This window comes from Actinoplanes sp. CA-051413 (assembly GCF_050955795.1).
Taxonomy (GTDB): Bacteria; Actinomycetota; Actinomycetes; order Mycobacteriales; family Micromonosporaceae; genus Actinoplanes.
Map to the genome: position 1 here is coordinate 1,100,344 of NZ_CP192100.1, position 15,017 is coordinate 1,115,360.

Annotated in this window: 16 protein-coding genes; 8 read left to right on the plus strand and 8 right to left on the minus strand. The window is 71.3% G+C overall.

Annotation, left to right across the window (positions count from 1 at the left end; translation table 11 throughout):
• Positions 1-143: 143 nt before the first annotated feature.
• The 5 genes from ACQP2Y_RS05245 to ACQP2Y_RS05265 are packed head-to-tail and all read left to right on the plus strand — an operon-like array spanning position 144 to position 4,286.
• Complete coding sequence (locus ACQP2Y_RS05245) at positions 144-1,058, plus strand: ABC transporter ATP-binding protein (protein WP_433725059.1); 915 nt, start codon at positions 144-146, stop codon at positions 1,056-1,058.
• Complete coding sequence (locus ACQP2Y_RS05250; protein ID WP_433725061.1) at positions 1,051-1,914, plus strand: ABC transporter permease; 864 nt, start codon at positions 1,051-1,053, stop codon at positions 1,912-1,914. Before ACQP2Y_RS05245 ends, ACQP2Y_RS05250 begins: the two co-directional genes overlap by 8 nt.
• Positions 1,911-2,822 carry an ABC transporter ATP-binding protein gene (locus ACQP2Y_RS05255; RefSeq protein ID WP_433725063.1) on the plus strand — a complete coding sequence of 304 codons (912 nt, stop codon included), beginning with the start codon at positions 1,911-1,913 and terminating at the stop codon, positions 2,820-2,822. Before ACQP2Y_RS05250 ends, ACQP2Y_RS05255 begins: the two co-directional genes overlap by 4 nt.
• Position 2,823: 1 nt before the next feature.
• Positions 2,824-3,534, plus strand: coding sequence for an ABC transporter permease (locus ACQP2Y_RS05260; RefSeq protein WP_433725065.1), 711 nt, complete (start codon positions 2,824-2,826; stop codon positions 3,532-3,534).
• Positions 3,535-3,554: 20 nt separating this feature from the next.
• Positions 3,555-4,286, plus strand: coding sequence for a class I SAM-dependent methyltransferase (locus tag ACQP2Y_RS05265; RefSeq protein WP_433725067.1), 732 nt, complete (start codon positions 3,555-3,557; stop codon positions 4,284-4,286).
• On the opposite strand, the gene ACQP2Y_RS05270 is transcribed toward ACQP2Y_RS05265, so the two are convergent.
• The 3 genes from ACQP2Y_RS05270 to ACQP2Y_RS05280 are packed head-to-tail and all read right to left on the minus strand — an operon-like array spanning position 4,279 to position 6,682.
• A complete protein-coding gene (locus tag ACQP2Y_RS05270; RefSeq protein WP_433725069.1) occupies positions 4,279-4,701 on the minus strand; it encodes a hypothetical protein in 423 nt (140 codons plus the stop codon). The two genes, ACQP2Y_RS05265 and ACQP2Y_RS05270, sit on opposite strands and share 8 nt — an antisense overlap.
• A gap of 12 nt (positions 4,702-4,713) precedes the next feature.
• Positions 4,714-5,619, minus strand: coding sequence for an endonuclease/exonuclease/phosphatase family protein (locus tag ACQP2Y_RS05275; protein ID WP_433725071.1), 906 nt, complete (start codon positions 5,617-5,619; stop codon positions 4,714-4,716).
• A 31-nt stretch (positions 5,620-5,650) separates the two neighbouring features.
• Positions 5,651-6,682, minus strand: coding sequence for a hypothetical protein (locus ACQP2Y_RS05280; RefSeq protein ID WP_433725073.1), 1,032 nt, complete (start codon positions 6,680-6,682; stop codon positions 5,651-5,653).
• 105 nt (positions 6,683-6,787) lie between these two features.
• Between ACQP2Y_RS05280 and ACQP2Y_RS05285 the strand changes: the two genes are divergently transcribed.
• On the plus strand, positions 6,788-7,375 hold the full coding sequence (locus ACQP2Y_RS05285; protein ID WP_433725075.1) for a TetR/AcrR family transcriptional regulator: 588 nt from the start codon (positions 6,788-6,790) through the stop codon (positions 7,373-7,375).
• Here ACQP2Y_RS05285 and ACQP2Y_RS05290 read toward each other — a convergent pair.
• The 4 genes from ACQP2Y_RS05290 to ACQP2Y_RS05305 are packed head-to-tail and all read right to left on the minus strand — an operon-like array spanning position 7,362 to position 9,553.
• Positions 7,362-8,084, minus strand: coding sequence for a hypothetical protein (locus ACQP2Y_RS05290; RefSeq protein WP_433725077.1), 723 nt, complete (start codon positions 8,082-8,084; stop codon positions 7,362-7,364). The two genes, ACQP2Y_RS05285 and ACQP2Y_RS05290, sit on opposite strands and share 14 nt — an antisense overlap.
• A 10-nt stretch (positions 8,085-8,094) precedes the next feature.
• A complete protein-coding gene (locus ACQP2Y_RS05295) occupies positions 8,095-8,736 on the minus strand; it encodes a maleylpyruvate isomerase family mycothiol-dependent enzyme (RefSeq protein ID WP_433725079.1) in 642 nt (213 codons plus the stop codon).
• Positions 8,733-9,176 (minus strand): MarR family winged helix-turn-helix transcriptional regulator, encoded by a 444-nt coding sequence (locus tag ACQP2Y_RS05300; RefSeq protein WP_433725081.1) that lies wholly within the window; start codon positions 9,174-9,176, stop codon positions 8,733-8,735. The genes ACQP2Y_RS05295 and ACQP2Y_RS05300 overlap by 4 nt, the downstream gene beginning before the upstream one ends.
• A 5-nt stretch (positions 9,177-9,181) precedes the next feature.
• Positions 9,182-9,553, minus strand: coding sequence for a MerR family transcriptional regulator (locus ACQP2Y_RS05305; protein WP_433725083.1), 372 nt, complete (start codon positions 9,551-9,553; stop codon positions 9,182-9,184).
• Positions 9,554-9,631: 78 nt separating this feature from the next.
• Here ACQP2Y_RS05305 and ACQP2Y_RS05310 point away from each other — a divergent pair, with 78 nt between their 5' ends.
• Positions 9,632-10,324 (plus strand): SDR family oxidoreductase, encoded by a 693-nt coding sequence (locus ACQP2Y_RS05310; protein ID WP_433725085.1) that lies wholly within the window; start codon positions 9,632-9,634, stop codon positions 10,322-10,324.
• A 66-nt stretch (positions 10,325-10,390) separates the two neighbouring features.
• Here the strand turns inward: ACQP2Y_RS05310 and ppc are convergent, their stop codons facing one another.
• Positions 10,391-13,186: a phosphoenolpyruvate carboxylase gene (gene ppc / locus ACQP2Y_RS05315; RefSeq protein WP_433725087.1), complete on the minus strand. Its 2,796-nt coding sequence runs from the start codon at positions 13,184-13,186 to the stop codon at positions 10,391-10,393.
• Positions 13,187-13,398: 212 nt separating this feature from the next.
• On the opposite strand from ppc, the gene ACQP2Y_RS05320 reads away from it, so the two are divergent.
• On the plus strand, positions 13,399-14,976 hold the full coding sequence (locus ACQP2Y_RS05320) for a lysyl oxidase family protein (protein WP_433725089.1): 1,578 nt from the start codon (positions 13,399-13,401) through the stop codon (positions 14,974-14,976).
• Positions 14,977-15,017: the final 41 nt, after the last annotated feature.

Here is a 15,017-nt window from a genome sequence, read left to right on the forward strand (position 1 = left end):
CCGTACCCCCGTGTTGCTTCGATGTCCGATGAAATCCAGCGGCATCTTTGCATGTGATCCAGTCGCCGTGTGTCCCGTACTCAGGGGGGACTCGGGGGTTTACCTGATCCGCTTCGGTGACACGGGTTCCTAGGCTGTCGGCTGTGAGCCTCATCGTTACCCAAGGGTTGACCAAGACGTACGGCACGCAGGTGACCGCCCTGCATGACCTCACCGTCGCTGTCGAGCCCGGGATCATCGGACTGGTCGGCGCCAACGGCGCCGGCAAGTCGACCTTCATCAAGATCATGCTGGGCTTGATCGCGCCGACCGGCGGGCAGGTGCGGGTCTTCGACATCGATCCCACCGTCGACCCCGACCGGGTCCGCGCCAAGGTCGGCTACATGCCGGAGCACGACGCGCTGCCCCCGGACGTCTCCGCCGCCGAGTTCGTCACCCACCTGGGCCGGATCAGCGGGCTGCCGCGCACCGCCGCCCGCGAACGTGCCTCCGAGGCGCTGCGCCACGTCGGGCTCTACGAGGAGCGCTACCGGCAGATCGGCGGCTACTCGACCGGCATGAAGCAGCGGGTCAAGCTCGCCCAGGCCCTGGTGCACGACCCCGACCTGCTGCTGCTCGACGAGCCGACCAACGGCCTGGACCCGGCCGGGCGCGACGCCATGCTGGCGTTGATCCAGCGCATCGGCAACGAGTTCGGCATCTCGGTGGTGGTCTGCTCGCACCTGCTCGGCGAGGTCGAGCGGATCTGCGACTCGCTGGTCGCGATCGAGGGCGGCCGGCTGCTGCGCGCCGACCGCATCTCGGCCATGACCGAGGCCAGCGAGGTGCTGGCGGTCGAGGTCAGCGAGGGTACGGACGAACTGGCGGCGGCGCTGGAAGCGCTGGAGCTGCCGGTCACCCGGGACGGCCGGATGCTGCTCGTGCCGCTGACCCAGGAGGCCACCTACGACCACGTCCTGCAGGTGGTGGCCGATCTCGATCTGCCGCTGCACCGCCTGGACCAGCGACGCCACCGGGTGGCCGAGCTCTTCGCCACGAGGGAGACCGCGGATGCCTGAGTCGAGCGTCATCCACGACATCGGATACCAGCGCTACACCGGCCCGCGGCTGGGCCGCGGCGCCGTGTTCGCCGCCATCTACGTGCACGGCCTGCGCGCGGCCTACGGCTTCGGCCGGTCGGCCAAGGCCAAGATCTTCCCGTGGCTGGTCTTCGGGATCGTCGCCCTGGTCGCGGTGATCCTCGCGGCGGTACGCGCCCAGCTCGGCACCCTGCCGCTCAACTACATCCAGTTCGCCGACGCGATGAGCTGGCTGATCATCTTCTTCGTCGCGATCGTGGCTCCGGAGCTGGTCTCCCGCGACCTGCGCTCGGGGGTGCTGCCGCTCTACTTCAGCCGGCCGTTGCGGGCCGCCGACTACATCGGTGCCAAGGTCGCCGCGATGGTGACCGCGGTGTGGATCCTGCTGGCCGGCCCGCAGTTCATCATCTTCCTGGGCGGCGCGTTCACCACCAAGACCGGGATGTCCGGGGTCTGGAACGAGATCGAGGACCTGCTCCCGGCCTGGGGCTACAGCCTGATCTGGGCGCTGCTCTTCACCGCGATCGGCCTGCTGATCGCCTCCCTGACCGGCAAGCGGGCGTTCGCCGCCGGCGGCATCGTCGCCGTCTTCCTGATGACCACCCCGGTGGTCGGTGTGCTGTCCATCCTGCCGTCGTCCACCGCGCAGGACCTGGCCGGCCTGGCCAGCCCGATGACCGTGGTCAGCGGCGTCGGGCAGTGGCTGATCAGCGGGGCCAACACGGGCCTGAACATCGGCGAGTTCGGCGTGGTGTACGCCATCGAGGCGGCCACCCTGATCGCCACCTGCCTGCTGCTGCTACTGGCCCGCTACCGGAGGGTGGCCTCGCTGTGACCACAGTCGAGCTCGAGAACGTGTCCCGCTGGTACGGCAACGTGGTGGCGGTCAACGACATCAGCATGACGCTGGAACCGGGCGTCACCGGCCTGCTCGGCCCGAACGGGGCCGGCAAGACCACCGTGCTGCACATGATGGCGGGCTTCCTGTCGCCCTCGCGCGGCACGGTGACCGTCGACGGCGCGCCGACCTGGCGCAACCCGGAGATCTACCGCCGGCTCGGCCTGGTCGCCGAGCGCGAGGCGGTGCACGGCTTCCTCACCGCCCGCGAGTTCGTCCAGGCCAGCGCCAAGATGCAGAAGCTGCCCGACCCGAAGGCCGCTGCCGAGCGGGCACTGCACCTGGTCGAGATGACCGACGCCGCAGACCGCCGGATCGAGACCTACTCCAAGGGCATGCGCCAGCGCACCCGGGTCGCCGCGGCCCTGGTGCACGACCCGCAGGTGCTGCTGCTGGACGAGCCGTTCAACGGTATGGACCCGCGGCAGCGGATGCACATGATGGGCCTGCTGCACGAGCTGGGCGACCGGGGCCACACGATCCTGTTCAGCTCGCACATCCTGGAGGAGGTGGAGCAGGTCTCGGGCACGGTCCAGGTGATCGTGGCGGGCCGGCTCGCCGCCTCGGGCGACTACCGCCGGATCCGCCGGCTGATGACCAACCGCCCGCACGTCTTCGCCGTGCAGTCGTCCGACGACCGCCGGCTGGCCGTGGCCCTGATCGGCGAGAAGTCGGTCAGCGGCGTGGAGATCGACAACGCCGGGCTGACCGTACGCGCGTCCGACTACGGCAGCTTCACCCGCGCACTGCCGCGCATCGCCATCGGTGAGGGCATCCGGCTGCGCAAGCTGCTGCCCTCCGACGAATCCCTGGAGAGTGTCTTCTCCTACCTGCTGGAGGCCTGACGTGTCGACCGTTGCGTGGATCACTGCCCGCGGCCTGTTCGGCCGGCGCCGGGTGCTCCTGCTGCTGCCCCTGCCGCTGCTGCTGGTCGGCCTGGCCGTGCTGTGCCGCTCCTACGACGTCAACCCGGCCGACTGGGGCGCCCCGGTGCTGGTCGGCCTGGGCCTGGCCGTGGTGCTCCCGGTGATCAGCCTGATCGTGGGCACCGGCGTGCTCGGCTCCGAAGTGGACGACGGCACGATCGTGCACATCCTGACCAAGCCGCTGCCCCGCCGCGACATCATCCTGGCCAAGCTGGGCGTCGCGATCGGGGTCAGCGCGGTGACGTCGGCGGTGCCGCTGTTCGTGGCGGGCGCGCTGGCCGACTCGGCGCGACTGGGCCTGGGCCTGGCGGCGGCCGCGGTGGTCGGTGCGTGCGCGTACTCGGCGTTCTTCCTGCTGCTGAGCCTGCTGACCCGCCGGCCGGTGCTGCTCGGCCTGGTCTACATCCTGGTCTGGGAGGGCCTGCTGGGCCGCTTCGTCAGCGGCACCCGGGTGCTGTCCATCGAGCAGTACGTGATCACGATCGCCGACAAGATCGCCCCGACCGCCATCCTGGAGTCCAAAGTCTCCCTCACGGCGTCCGTGGTGCTGGCGGTGATCTTCGTCCTGGGCTGCACCCTGGCCGCGGTGGACCGGCTGCGCAGCTTCAGCATGGCCGGTGAGACGAGCTGACCGTGGGCGAGGATGAGCGGATGTCTTCCTTCCGCTCCGACCTCGCCTATGTCACCGACCAGGGGTACGGCTTCCACGCCGCCGCCTGCGCGCCCGGCATCCTGGCCCTGCTGGAACCGGTGCGGAAACGCGGCGGCCTGGTCCTGGAGATCGGCTGCGGGACCGGCCTGCTGACCAGATTCCTGGTGCAGGCCGGTCACCGGGTCGTCGCCACGGATGCCGCGCCGGCGATGCTCGAGCTCGCTCGGGCCGCCGTGCCGGGCGCTACGGACATCCGGACCCTGGTCCTGCCGGACGAGCCGGTGCCCCGGGCCGACGCGATCGTCGGGGTCGGGCACGCCCTGAACTATCTGCCGGACACCGCGGCGGTCCAGCGCGGGCTGGGCGCGCTGGCCGACGCGTTGCTGCCGGGCGGAGTGCTCGCCCTGGACCTGTGCGACCTGGACTGGGGCACGGCCCGGGCGGACGCGGTGGGGCAGGGCCGGGCCGGCGCCGACTGGGCGATCGTGACCCGGTTCAGCCGGCCGGCGCCGGACCGCTTCGACCGGGAGCTGACCACCTTCGTCCGGCTCCCGGACGGCACCTACCGCCGCGACGACGAGCACCACGGCAACGTGCTGATCGACACCACCACGGTCCCGGCTCTGCTGCGCGCCCACGGGGTGGCGGCGACCGTGGGCGACTCCTTCGCCGACGACGAGCATCCGCTGCCGCCCGGTCTGAAGAGCGTCATCGGCTACGCGGCTAGCTGATCCAGCAGTACAGCCGCTGCTCCTCGGTGCGAGCGAGCCGGCCGACCGCGCCGAGGATCTCGGTCGCCAGCTCCGGGTCGATGGGTTCGCCCTCGGCGGCCCGTTCGGCGGCCCACCGCCGGGCCACCTGCTCCAGCTCCGCTGCGCTCGCGCGACTGAGCGCCGCCTGGAGCTCCACGGAGGCGGCGACGACCTGGGCGCCGTCGTCCTCGTCGGCGATGACCGCCGAGGCGGACGCCGCGAGCGCGTCGTCGAAGCTGCGGCCGGTCAGCAGGCTGTCCCACTCCAGCAGGGCCAGGTCGGCGTCGAAGTTGCCGTAGGTGACCGACTCGTGGCCGGCGTCCGGACCGCCGTCGACCTGGGCCTCGGCGGCCTCGTCATCGGCGGCGACGAAGAATCTGATGATGCTGCTCATCGGGGTATCCCATCAGAGCCGGACCCGGGCCGCGACGGGCAGGTGGTCACTGCCGGTCGCCGGAAGGGACCAGAGCTCGGTGACGGTCACCGACCGTCCCATGATCTGGTCGATCCGCGCCACCGGAGCCCGGGCCGGCCAGCTGAAGGCGAACGTCGACCGGGCCGTACGCAGCTCCGCGCTGAGCGGCGCCAGCGCACGGTCGTCCACCGTGTAGTTCAGGTCGCCGAGGAGCAGCACCTTGGCGATCGGCTCGGCGGCGATCATCCGGCCGAGCCGGGCAGCGCTCTCGTCCCGCCGCGACGAGCTGAGCCCGCCCGCCCCGATCCGCACCGAGGGCAGATGGGCGACGTAAACAGCGACGTCCCCGCCGGGCAGCTCGGCGACGGCTCGCAGTCCCCGGTTCCAGTCGGTGCCGACCCCGCTCGGCCGGATGTCGACCAGTGCCGCCTCGGTCAGCGGATACCGCGACCACAACCCGACCGTGCCCTGCACGGTGTGGTGCGCGTACTCCGCCGGCATCGCCGCGAGGTAGGCGGGCAGGGCGGCCGGCGTCACCTCCTCCAGGGCGATCAGGTCGGGCCGTACCTGCACCAGCTCGCGGACCGTGCCGGCCGGGTCGGCGTTCTCGTCGCTGACGTTGTGCTGCACGGCGGTGAGGTCGTAGGGGGAGTCGCCGTCCGGCAGCAGATGGCCGCCGAAGAGGCCGAGCCAGGCGGCGAGCGGCAACAGCGTGGCCAGGGCGGCGATCCGGGAACGGCGCCACCACGCCAGGGCGAACAGCACCGGGATGGTCAAACCGAGCCAGGGCAGGAACGTCTCCACGAGACTGCCGAGATGCCCGACGGTGTTGGGCACGGCTCGATGAAAGAGCAGTACGCAGGCGACGATCACGGCTGACACGGCGAGGCTGCGCACCCCGCGATGTTGGCAGGGCCCCGCAAGGTCGTCAGCCTTTGCCGTAGACCTCGGCGAGCGCGGTGAACGCGGCCTTCGGCTCCCAGGGCAGATCGGGGTAGGTGTCGCCGGGGCGGTCCTCGTACACCTTCACGATGCCGTAGCTGGCCAGGTCGAGGTCGTCGCGGGGGTCGCCGCCGGGGCGGTGCGGGTGGTCGTAGAGGGCGAAGATGAAGACGAAGGTGGCGTCGACGCCGGCCGAGTCGAAGACCTCCAGCAGCTCGCGGAGGTAGGTGGCCTGGCCGTCCTCGTCGCGGAGGTGGTCGCCGGTCAGCCGCAACGGGCCGCTGTCGCCGTACTCGACGATCTCCAGGCCCTGCGCCCCGCGGTCGCCGGCGCCGCGGTACGTGGCCGAGCCGAACTCGGTGATCGCGACGGGCTTGCCCTGCAGGTCCGGGCTGCGCAGGCCCTGCGCGACCAGCTCGGCGAAGTTCCCGGCGATGGCGGCCGACCGGTAGACGTCCATGGCGACGATGTCGAACGGCGTCCAGTCCACCCGGTCGATGGGCACGGAGGCGTAGGTGACCCGGCCGCCGAAGCGCTCCCGGACGACGGCCACCGCCTTGCCGAGGAAATCGTTGACCCGGTCGCCGACCCCGGCGAGCACCGCACGGACGCGGTCCGGCTCGCTCAGCAGCGCGAGCCGCTCCTCGAGGCTGTCACCGGGCAGGAAATCCGGGGACATGATGCTGAGCTCCGCGCCGGTGACGAACACGACCTCGCAGCCGCGCACCCGCAGCCGTTCCGCCCGCTCGGCACAGTCGGCGAACAGCGCCAGCATCTCGTCGGCGCCCAGCTCCAGCGGGTACGGCGAGAACCAGACCTCCAGCCCGAGCCCGGCCGCGATCGCCGCGGCGAAGTCGATCCGCTCGGGGTCGCCGCCGGTGACACGTACGGCGTTGCAGTGCAGGTCGTCCCGGATGATCGTGAGCTCCCGCTCGACCAGCTCCGGCTCGAAGCGCCGCCGCGAGTTGACGCCGTGGCGGACGAACCCGGTGTCGTAGGTGATGCCCCTGGCCCGCACGTTCTTCTCCTCCCGTTGGGTACTGGCCGTACCCTATTTTGACTCTGGGAGGAGGTCAAGCTGATGCTGAGAGGGAACGACGAGTACCGAGGCGGAGGAGAACCGATGACCCAGACCCGCCGCCGGGGGGCGGCGCTGGAGGAGGCGATCCTCCGCGCCGCGGCCGACGAACTGACCGAGAACGGCTTCGCCGGCCTGACCATGGACCGGGTCGCCAGCCGCGCGGGCACCAACAAGAACGCGATCTACCGCCGCTGGCCGGACCGCCTGGCCCTGGGCATCGCCGCCTACCGCCACCTGGCCACGGCGATCCAGCCGCCGGACACGGGCACCCTCCGCGGCGACGCCCTGGAACTGCTGCGCCGGGCGAACCGGCACTGGAGCTCGCCCCTGGGCGCGGTTCTGCGCGACCTGCTGGCGGCTGCGGGCAGCGCCCAGAAGCTGGTGGCCCAGCTGCCGGAGCAGTCGACCGATGCGATGACCGCGATGTGGCTGACGGTTTTGGGCCGGGCGGTGGCCCGCGGCGAGGCGGCCCCGGAGTCGCTGCACCCCCGGGTGGCGACGGTGGCGATCGTGTTGCTGCGCAACGAGTTCGTGACCCGGGGGGTGCCGTCGGCCCCGGACGAGGTCCTCACCGAGATCGTCGACGAGGTCTACCTGCCCCTGGTCCGGCACCGGATCAGGTCCCGGTGATCTCGTAACGGTCCTCCGGGGCCTCCTTGGTCGGGGTGGGCCGTGTGGGTGTCGGCGTGGTGCCGTAGCCGGTGACGTCCAGAGTCCAGGCGCCGGCCGGCTCGGGCGGTGCCGTCGCGGCGGGCACGTCGACCACCAGCCGGCTCAAGCGTCCCTGATCGTCCACAGTGGCTGTGAACGTCGGCCTGGCCCCCTCGAGCCTGAACTCCAGCGGCTGCGTGGCAATGCCTCCGCCGATCGTCTTGGTGACGGCGAGCCTTCCCCGGATCGTCGGTCCGTCCATTGTGGCCGAGTCGACCATGCCGATCAGTTGCGTCGCCCCGGTCCGGTCGGGTTTCGTGATGGTCAGTCCCTGCCGGGCCACGGCCTCGGGCATCCGGGACAGGTCCAGGTGTTCCCACGGGGCGTCCCGGGTCTTTCGCGAGTACTTGTCCTCTCCGATCACCCGCTCGTCGATCACTTCGGGTTCGGCGTCGGTGAAGGTGGTGGACCAGGCCGCGCTGGCGCTGGGGAAGTCGGTCGTGCCGGTGACCTGCATGTCGTCCATGGCGACGGTGTAGGCGTAGTTGCCGGCCGTCAGTCCCGCGATCGACGCAGTGAGGGCCGCCTTCGGATCGGCGGATGCGGGTGCGGGCGCCGCCGGCTGGGAGCAGGCTGCGAGCGACAGGCCGCCGGCGAGCAGCAGGGCGGTGGATCGAAGGCGGATCATGGGCGAGAGCTTAGGGAAGCCTGCCGAGGAGAATGTCGCGGCCCGGGCCTTGCAGGTCGTCGATGGCTGCCGCTCGCCCGCAGGCCGCCATGCCCAGCGCCTCCGCCGTGCCGGTCACCAGCTCGCCGCCCCCACCTCGCCAGTCCGTGTCGGTGGCGACGAGCTCCAGCCCGGCGAGCCGCCCCGGCGGCACCAGCGCCGGCGCGACCGCCGGCGAGACCAGATAGTCCAGCAGGATGCGCCAATCCTCCACCGGTACGTCCGCAGCCAGCCCCAACGGCCGGGCGATGTCCCGCAGGTGCACGCACGTGTCGGCGAACGGGCCGAGCGGCCCCACCCGGGGCGGGTTCACCCGGTCGGCGGCGTGATCACGCAGCAGGCCGATCAACTCGTTGCGAGGCTGACGGGCCAGCCGCCGGGTGAAGTGGTCCACGGTCCGGTCCGTGTCGCCGCGGTAGCGCAGGGCCACCGCGAAGAACCGGCCGAAGCCCACCAGCATCGGCTGGACGAAGTGGGCGGCCAGATGACCCACGGTCCAGCCGGCGCACAGTGTCTGCGCCTGCCACTGGGTGTCGTCGAGGGTCTCCAGGAAGTCGGCGATCAGCAGACGGTTGCTGGTCGTCCGGGCGTAGATCTCGGCGTCGGTGCTCATACGGCCCGCCTCCGCACGTCGCGGCTCAGGGCGGCCAGGACCTTGGCCGCCGTCACGATCTCCTGCTCGGTGCAGTCCGGGGCCAGCGTGGCCAGCTGCCGCAGTTCGTCGTCGCGGATCCGGCCGATCACCTCGGTTCCGCTGCCGGTCAGCACGATCAGCACCGACCGCCGGTGGGCCGGATTCGGCCGGGACTCCACGTAGCCCAGTTTCAGCAGGTCGTTGACGTGCCGCTGGACGCCTTGCCGGGCCAGGTCGAGCCGGTCGCCGATGGCCGGGACGGTCGCCGGGCCGTGCTCGGCGAGGACTTCCAGCACTGCGCGGGTGCCCACGCTCAGGCCTTCCGGCCGCAGTGCCGCCTCGACGACCCGGGCCGAGTTCAGGACCAGCGGCCGTACGTGCCGCAGGACCTCGTACAGGGCAGCTCCGCGCGCCAACATGACAACTATGATGTCATACGCGTGCAGCTCGGGTGGGTCGGGTCAGCGGCGGCGGCGATCACCGCGTCCAGGCGGTCGCGGGTGGCGAGCAGGCCGGTGATCTGCTGGTCGATGCGGTCGCGCTCCGCCGCCAGCCGGGCCTGTGACTCCGGGGTGCTCACGCCCCGGTCCACGCACGGCAGCAGCTCCAGGATCGTGTGGCTGGACAGGCCCGCGGCGTACAGCTGCTGGATGAGCTGCACCCGGTCCAGCGCCGCCGACGGGTACGTCCGTTGCCCGCTCGGCGTCCGTTGTGAGGCCAGCAGCCCCTGCTCCTCGTAGTAGCGCAGCGCCCGTACGCTCACGCCCGCCGTGCCGGCCAGCTCGCCGATCCGCATGGTCTCTCCCGCCCGTGTTCGTGAGGCCCGTCACCACACTTGCCTCTGACGTCAACGTCAGGTTTTAGCGTAGCCGTCATGAAGATTTCTGGTTCTGTCGCGCTGGTCACCGGCGCCAACCGCGGTATCGGCCGGCAGTTCGTCCTCGAGCTGCTCGCCCGCGGCGCCGCCAAGGTTTATGCCACCGCGCGTAATCCCGAGCTCGTCGACATCCCCGGCGTCGAGGTGCTGGCCCTGGACATCACCGATCCGGCTTCGGTGGCCGCCGCGGCCGCGCAGGCCGGGGACGTCAACCTGCTGATCAACAATGCCGGCATCACGACCTACACCAACCTGGTCACCGGAGACCTGGACAAGATCCGGCTGGAGCTGGACACGCACTTCTGGGGCACGCTCAACGTCATCCGGGCCTTCGCGCCGGTGCTCGGCGGCGGCGCGATCCTCAACGTGCTGTCCCGGCTGTCCTGGGTCTCCTACAACGGCGCGAACGCGTACAGCGCGGCCAAGGCGGCCGAGTGGAGTCTCACCAACGGCGTCCGGCTCGAGCTGGCCGAGCAGGGCACGCTGGTCACCGGGCTGCTGCTCGGCGCCGCGGACACCGACATGATGGCCGGTTTCGACATCGAGAAGGCCGACCCCGCCGACATCGCCCGGGCCGCGCTGGACGGCATCGAGGCCGGCGCGATCGAGGTCATCGCCGACGAGGCGACCGCCGAGGTCAAAGCCGCCCTGGCCGGCGACCCACGGGTGCTGTACCCCGCGGCGGTCTGAACGTCTGAACACGAAACGGCCGGGCCCGCACTGCGCGGGCCCGGCCGTCGAAACCTTCGCGAGCGGTCAGCCCGTGTTGCGCATGCCGGCCGCGATGCCGTTGACCGTGGTCAGCAGCGCCCGCTCCAGCGCCGTCGAGTCCGACGCCGAGCGGCGCGCGCCCGGTGCCGTCGGCGCGGAACGCTCGTCGGCGTTCAGGTCGCGGTACTGGCGCAGCAGCGCGACCTGCAGGTGGTGCAGCGGCTCCAGGTACGTGTCCCGGACGCCCAGCGTGCGCGACAGCTCGGGCTGGCTGGACAACAGCTCGTCGCGGCCGGTGATGGCCAGGATCTGCTCGACCGTCTTGGCGTACTCCTGCTCGATGGTGCCGAAGATCGGCTTGAGCTCGGCCGGGACCAGCGTCTCGACGTACCGCCGGGCGATGGTCAGGTCGGTCTTGGCCAGCATCATCTCCACGTTGGAGACGAACGTGCGGAAGAACTGCCAGTTGGCGTACATCTCCTGGAGCACGTCGGCCTGACCGGCCTCCCGGACCGCGAGCAGGCCGGTGCCCACGCCGAACCAGCCCGGCACGATCTGGCGGGTCTGGGTCCAGCCGAACACCCACGGGATGGCCCGCAGGCCGCCGAGCCCGGCGTCGGCGTTCGGCCGCTTCGCCGGCCGGGAGCCGATGTTGAGCGCGCCGAGCAGCTCGGTCGGGGTGGCCGCCCAGAAGTACGCGGGCAGGTCCGGATTCTCGACCAGCGCCCGGTACGCCGTGAAGGCCGCGCCCGACGCCGTGTCCATCGCCCCGTCCCAGCGGGCCAGCGAGGAGAGGTCGACCGACGGCGACGTGTGCAGCAGCGTCGCCTGGAGCACGGCGGCCACGGTCAGCTCCAGGTTTTCCCGGGCCAGGGCCGGCAGCGTGTACTTGTCGGAGATGACCTCGCCCTGCTCGGTCACCTTGATCGCGCCGTCCAGCGTGCCGTACGGCTGGGCCAGGATCGCCTCGTGCGTGGGGCCACCGCCGCGGCCGACCGTGCCGCCGCGGCCGTGGAACAGCCGCAGCCGTACGCCGTGCCGGGCGGCGACGTCGCGCAGCGCGCGCTGCGCTTTGTGGATCGACCACTGGCTCGTGGTGATCCCGGCCTCCTTGTTGCTGTCGGAGTAGCCGAGCATGACCTCTTGCAGGTCACCGCGGGCCCGCACGATCTCCCTGTACGCCGGCAGGGACAGCATCTCGTCCAGCAGCTCGCCACCGGCGTCCAGCTCGGCCGGGGTCTCCAGCAGCGGCACGATGCCGATCCGGGCGCGCCCGGTGTGGATGTCGATCAGGCCGGCCTCGCGGGCCAGCACCGCCGCGGCGAGCACGTCGTCCACGCCCAGGGTCATCGAGATGATGTACGACTCGATGACGTCCGCGCCGAACCGGTCCTGCGAGTCGCGGATCGTGTTGAACACGTCGAACGTCTTGCGCGCCGAGTCGGTCAGCGGGGTGTCGTTGCTGGACAGCGGCCGCCGCCCGGTCAGCTCGGCGGCCAGCAGCTTGGTGCGCTCGGGCCGGTCCAGTGCCAGGTAGTCGTCGACCTCGCCGACCTGCGTGTACATCTGCGCCAGCACCTCGTGGTGCTTCTCGGCGTGCTCGCGGACGTCGAGCGTGGCGAGCTGGAGGCCGAAGGCGGACACCGTACGGATCGCCGACGCGACCGTGCCGACCGCGGTGAGCTGCCCGGAGTTGCGGGCCAGCGAGGCCCGCATCAGCTCCAGGTCGCCGACCAGCTCGCCGGTGCCCAGGTAGTCGCGGCCGGGCACGTGGGCGGTGCCGCGCCGCAGCCGTTCGCGGGTGTTGGCCAGCTTGGCCTTGATGCAGCGGACCTTCAGCCTGTACGGCTCCTCGGCGTTGGTGCGGCGGAACCGGGGCGCCACCTCGGGCAGCGCGTCGAGGTCCTTGGCCAGGCTGGCCGACAGGTCCAGGGACACGCCGCGCAGCCGCCGCGACACCGACAGCTCGTCGATCAGCGCGTCCATGGCCGCCTCGGTGGCCTGGATGCCGTGCTCGTGCTGGATGATCAGCACGTCGCGGGTGACGGCCGGGGTGACGAACGGGTTGCCGTCGCGGTCGCCGCCGATCCACGTGCCGAAGGTCAGCGGGCGCGACGTCGGCGAGGTCTCGACGCCGAGCTGCCGCAGTGTCTCGGCGAGGTCGTCGAGCACCTGCGGGGCGGCGTCGGCGTAGAGGTCCTTGAGGTAGTAGACCGCGTTGCGGGCCTCGTCGGTCGGGTCGGGCCGGTCCAGGCGCAGCTCGTCGGTCTGCCAGAGCAGGTCGATCAGCTCGGCGAAGCGGCGCGTGGAGGCGGTGGTGTCGGTCGCGCCGTACAGGATCGCGGCACTGGCCTCGCCGTCCAGCGAGTCGGCGAGCTGGCGCAGCTTCGACAGGATCGAGCGGCGGGCGGCCTCGGTCGGGTGCGCGGTGAAGACCGGCCGGACGGCCAGCCGGCGGGCGGCCGCGGCGATCTCGTCGGCGGGCACGCCCTGCTCGGCGATGCGCTTGGCCGCCTGGTCCAGCCAGCCGCCGTCGCGGGCGCGGCGGCGCTGCAGGTCGCGGGCGCGGTGCACCTGCTCGGTGATGTTGGCCAGGTGGAAGTAGGTGGAGAACGCCCGGGCCAGCTTGGTGCCGGTCGTGACGTCCAGCGCGGAGAGGCGCTCGGCGGCGGCCGGGGCGTCGGCCCGGACCAGCGCGCGGACCTCCTCGACCAGGTCGAGCAGCGGCTTGCCCTCCTGCCGGGCGAGCGTCTGGCCGAGCAGCGTGCCGATCCGCCTGATGTCGGCGCGCAATGCCGCATCAGGGCCCTCAGGGTCGAGTTGGCCGAGCTGGTCTGTCATCGGGGCGCTCCTCCGGTGAAGAACTGGCATGGGGTTTTCCGCCGCGGGCCGGATCGGTGTCGCGTGCGGAAGGACAGCGCTGTCCCGACTTCGCTGATCGTATCGGTGCCCCGCCCGGCCGGCGTGATTTGAGGTAAGTCTCATAGGCGCTTACGGCCGCTTCACGCCTTTCCGGATTACCTGTGCACCACAGAGCTCCGGGAGGACAAGAAATGCCAAGAAGGACCCGAATCGTGGTGGCCGGTGCTGTCGCCACCGCTCTCGGCCTGGCCGCGGCCGGCATGGGTGTGGCGGACGCCGCCGCGGCCCCGCCGCCGCTGGCCTTCACCATGGCCACGGCGAACGTGCTGGCCGAGCGGTACGTGTACGACGGCGAGCAGGGCTACCTCGACTTCGATCTGGGCGTGAACGTCATCGCCGGCAAGGACCCGCTGGAGATCCGGGCCAAGCGCTCGTCCTACGCCAAGCCGATCACCGCCGAGCAGATCGTGGTCAGGAACGGCAAGAAGAAGGCCGTGAAGCTGCCGGCCGGGATGGTCACCGGGTGGGGCGGCCTCAAGGACTTCACCACGATCACCATGAAGAACGCGGCGGGCAAGCAGGTCGCCGGCTACCAGACAGATTTCTGCCCGAACGCCTACGAATCCGCCCGGACCCGGCGGGACGCGCCGGCGCAGAACCCCTATCCGCGGGGCTGCTCCGAGGGCCCGTTCAACCTGGGCGCGGTCTGGGGCATCCAGGCCGGCTGGAACGCGCCCGTCGCGAGCCTGCCGCGGACCGGCGAGTTCGACCTGCCGGACGGCGTGTACACCGCGACGGTCAGCGTCAACAAGAAGTACCGGGACTACTTCAAGATCGCGGCGAAGAGCGCGACGCTGAAGCTCACCGTCACGGTCAAGACGATCGACCGGGGCGACGACGCGGCGGCCGCGGCCAAGGCCAGGGTCAAGGCGGCCCAGGCGGGCGATGACCCGGCCGAGGCGGCCGCTCTCGCCGAGCACGGCGAGCACGCCGGCCAGGGCGATCCGGATCTGCAGATCTCCGCGTACAAGCCGGGCTTCCGGCCGCCGGCCAAGCGGCCGCGGGCGGTCAAGGCCTCGGCCATCGCCAAGGGCCCGCGCCCGGACCTGCGTTCGCTGCCCGCCTCGGGCATCTCGCTGTCGCAGGAGGAGGACAAGAAGTGGTACGTGAACTTCGGCGCCACCGTCTGGAACGCGGGCACGTCACCGTTGCTGGTCGACGGTTTCCGGCAGACCGGCACCGAGCGGATGGACGCGTACCAGTACTTCTTCGACGCCAAGGGTAAGGAGGTCGGCTCGGTCGCGGCCGGCACGATGGAGTGGGACGCCCGCGAGGGGCACCGGCACTGGCACTTCACCGACTTCGCGCGGTACAGCCTGCTCAAGGCGGACAAGAAGGTCGCCGTGCGCAGTGGCAAGGAGGCCTTCTGCCTGGCCAACACGGACGCGGTCGACTACACGATCCCGAGTGCCAAGTGGCGGCCGGACAACACCGACCTGTCCAGCTCGTGCGGTCAGAACACGGCCGTGGCGGTGCGGGAGGTGCTCGACATCGGCAACGGTGACACGTACACGCAGGACCGGCCCGGCCAGTCCTTCGACCTCACCGGCCTGCCCAACGGCACGTACTACATCGAGGTCAAGGCCAACCCGTCGAACAAGCTCGCCGAGCTGAGCACGAAGAACAACACCGCCCTGCGCAAGATCGTGCTGGGCGGCACCGCGGCCAAGCGGACCCTCAAGGTGCCCTCGGTCAACGGGCTCGACTGATTGTCGGACGCCGATCCAAGGCGCCGGCTCCCTCGGGGGGC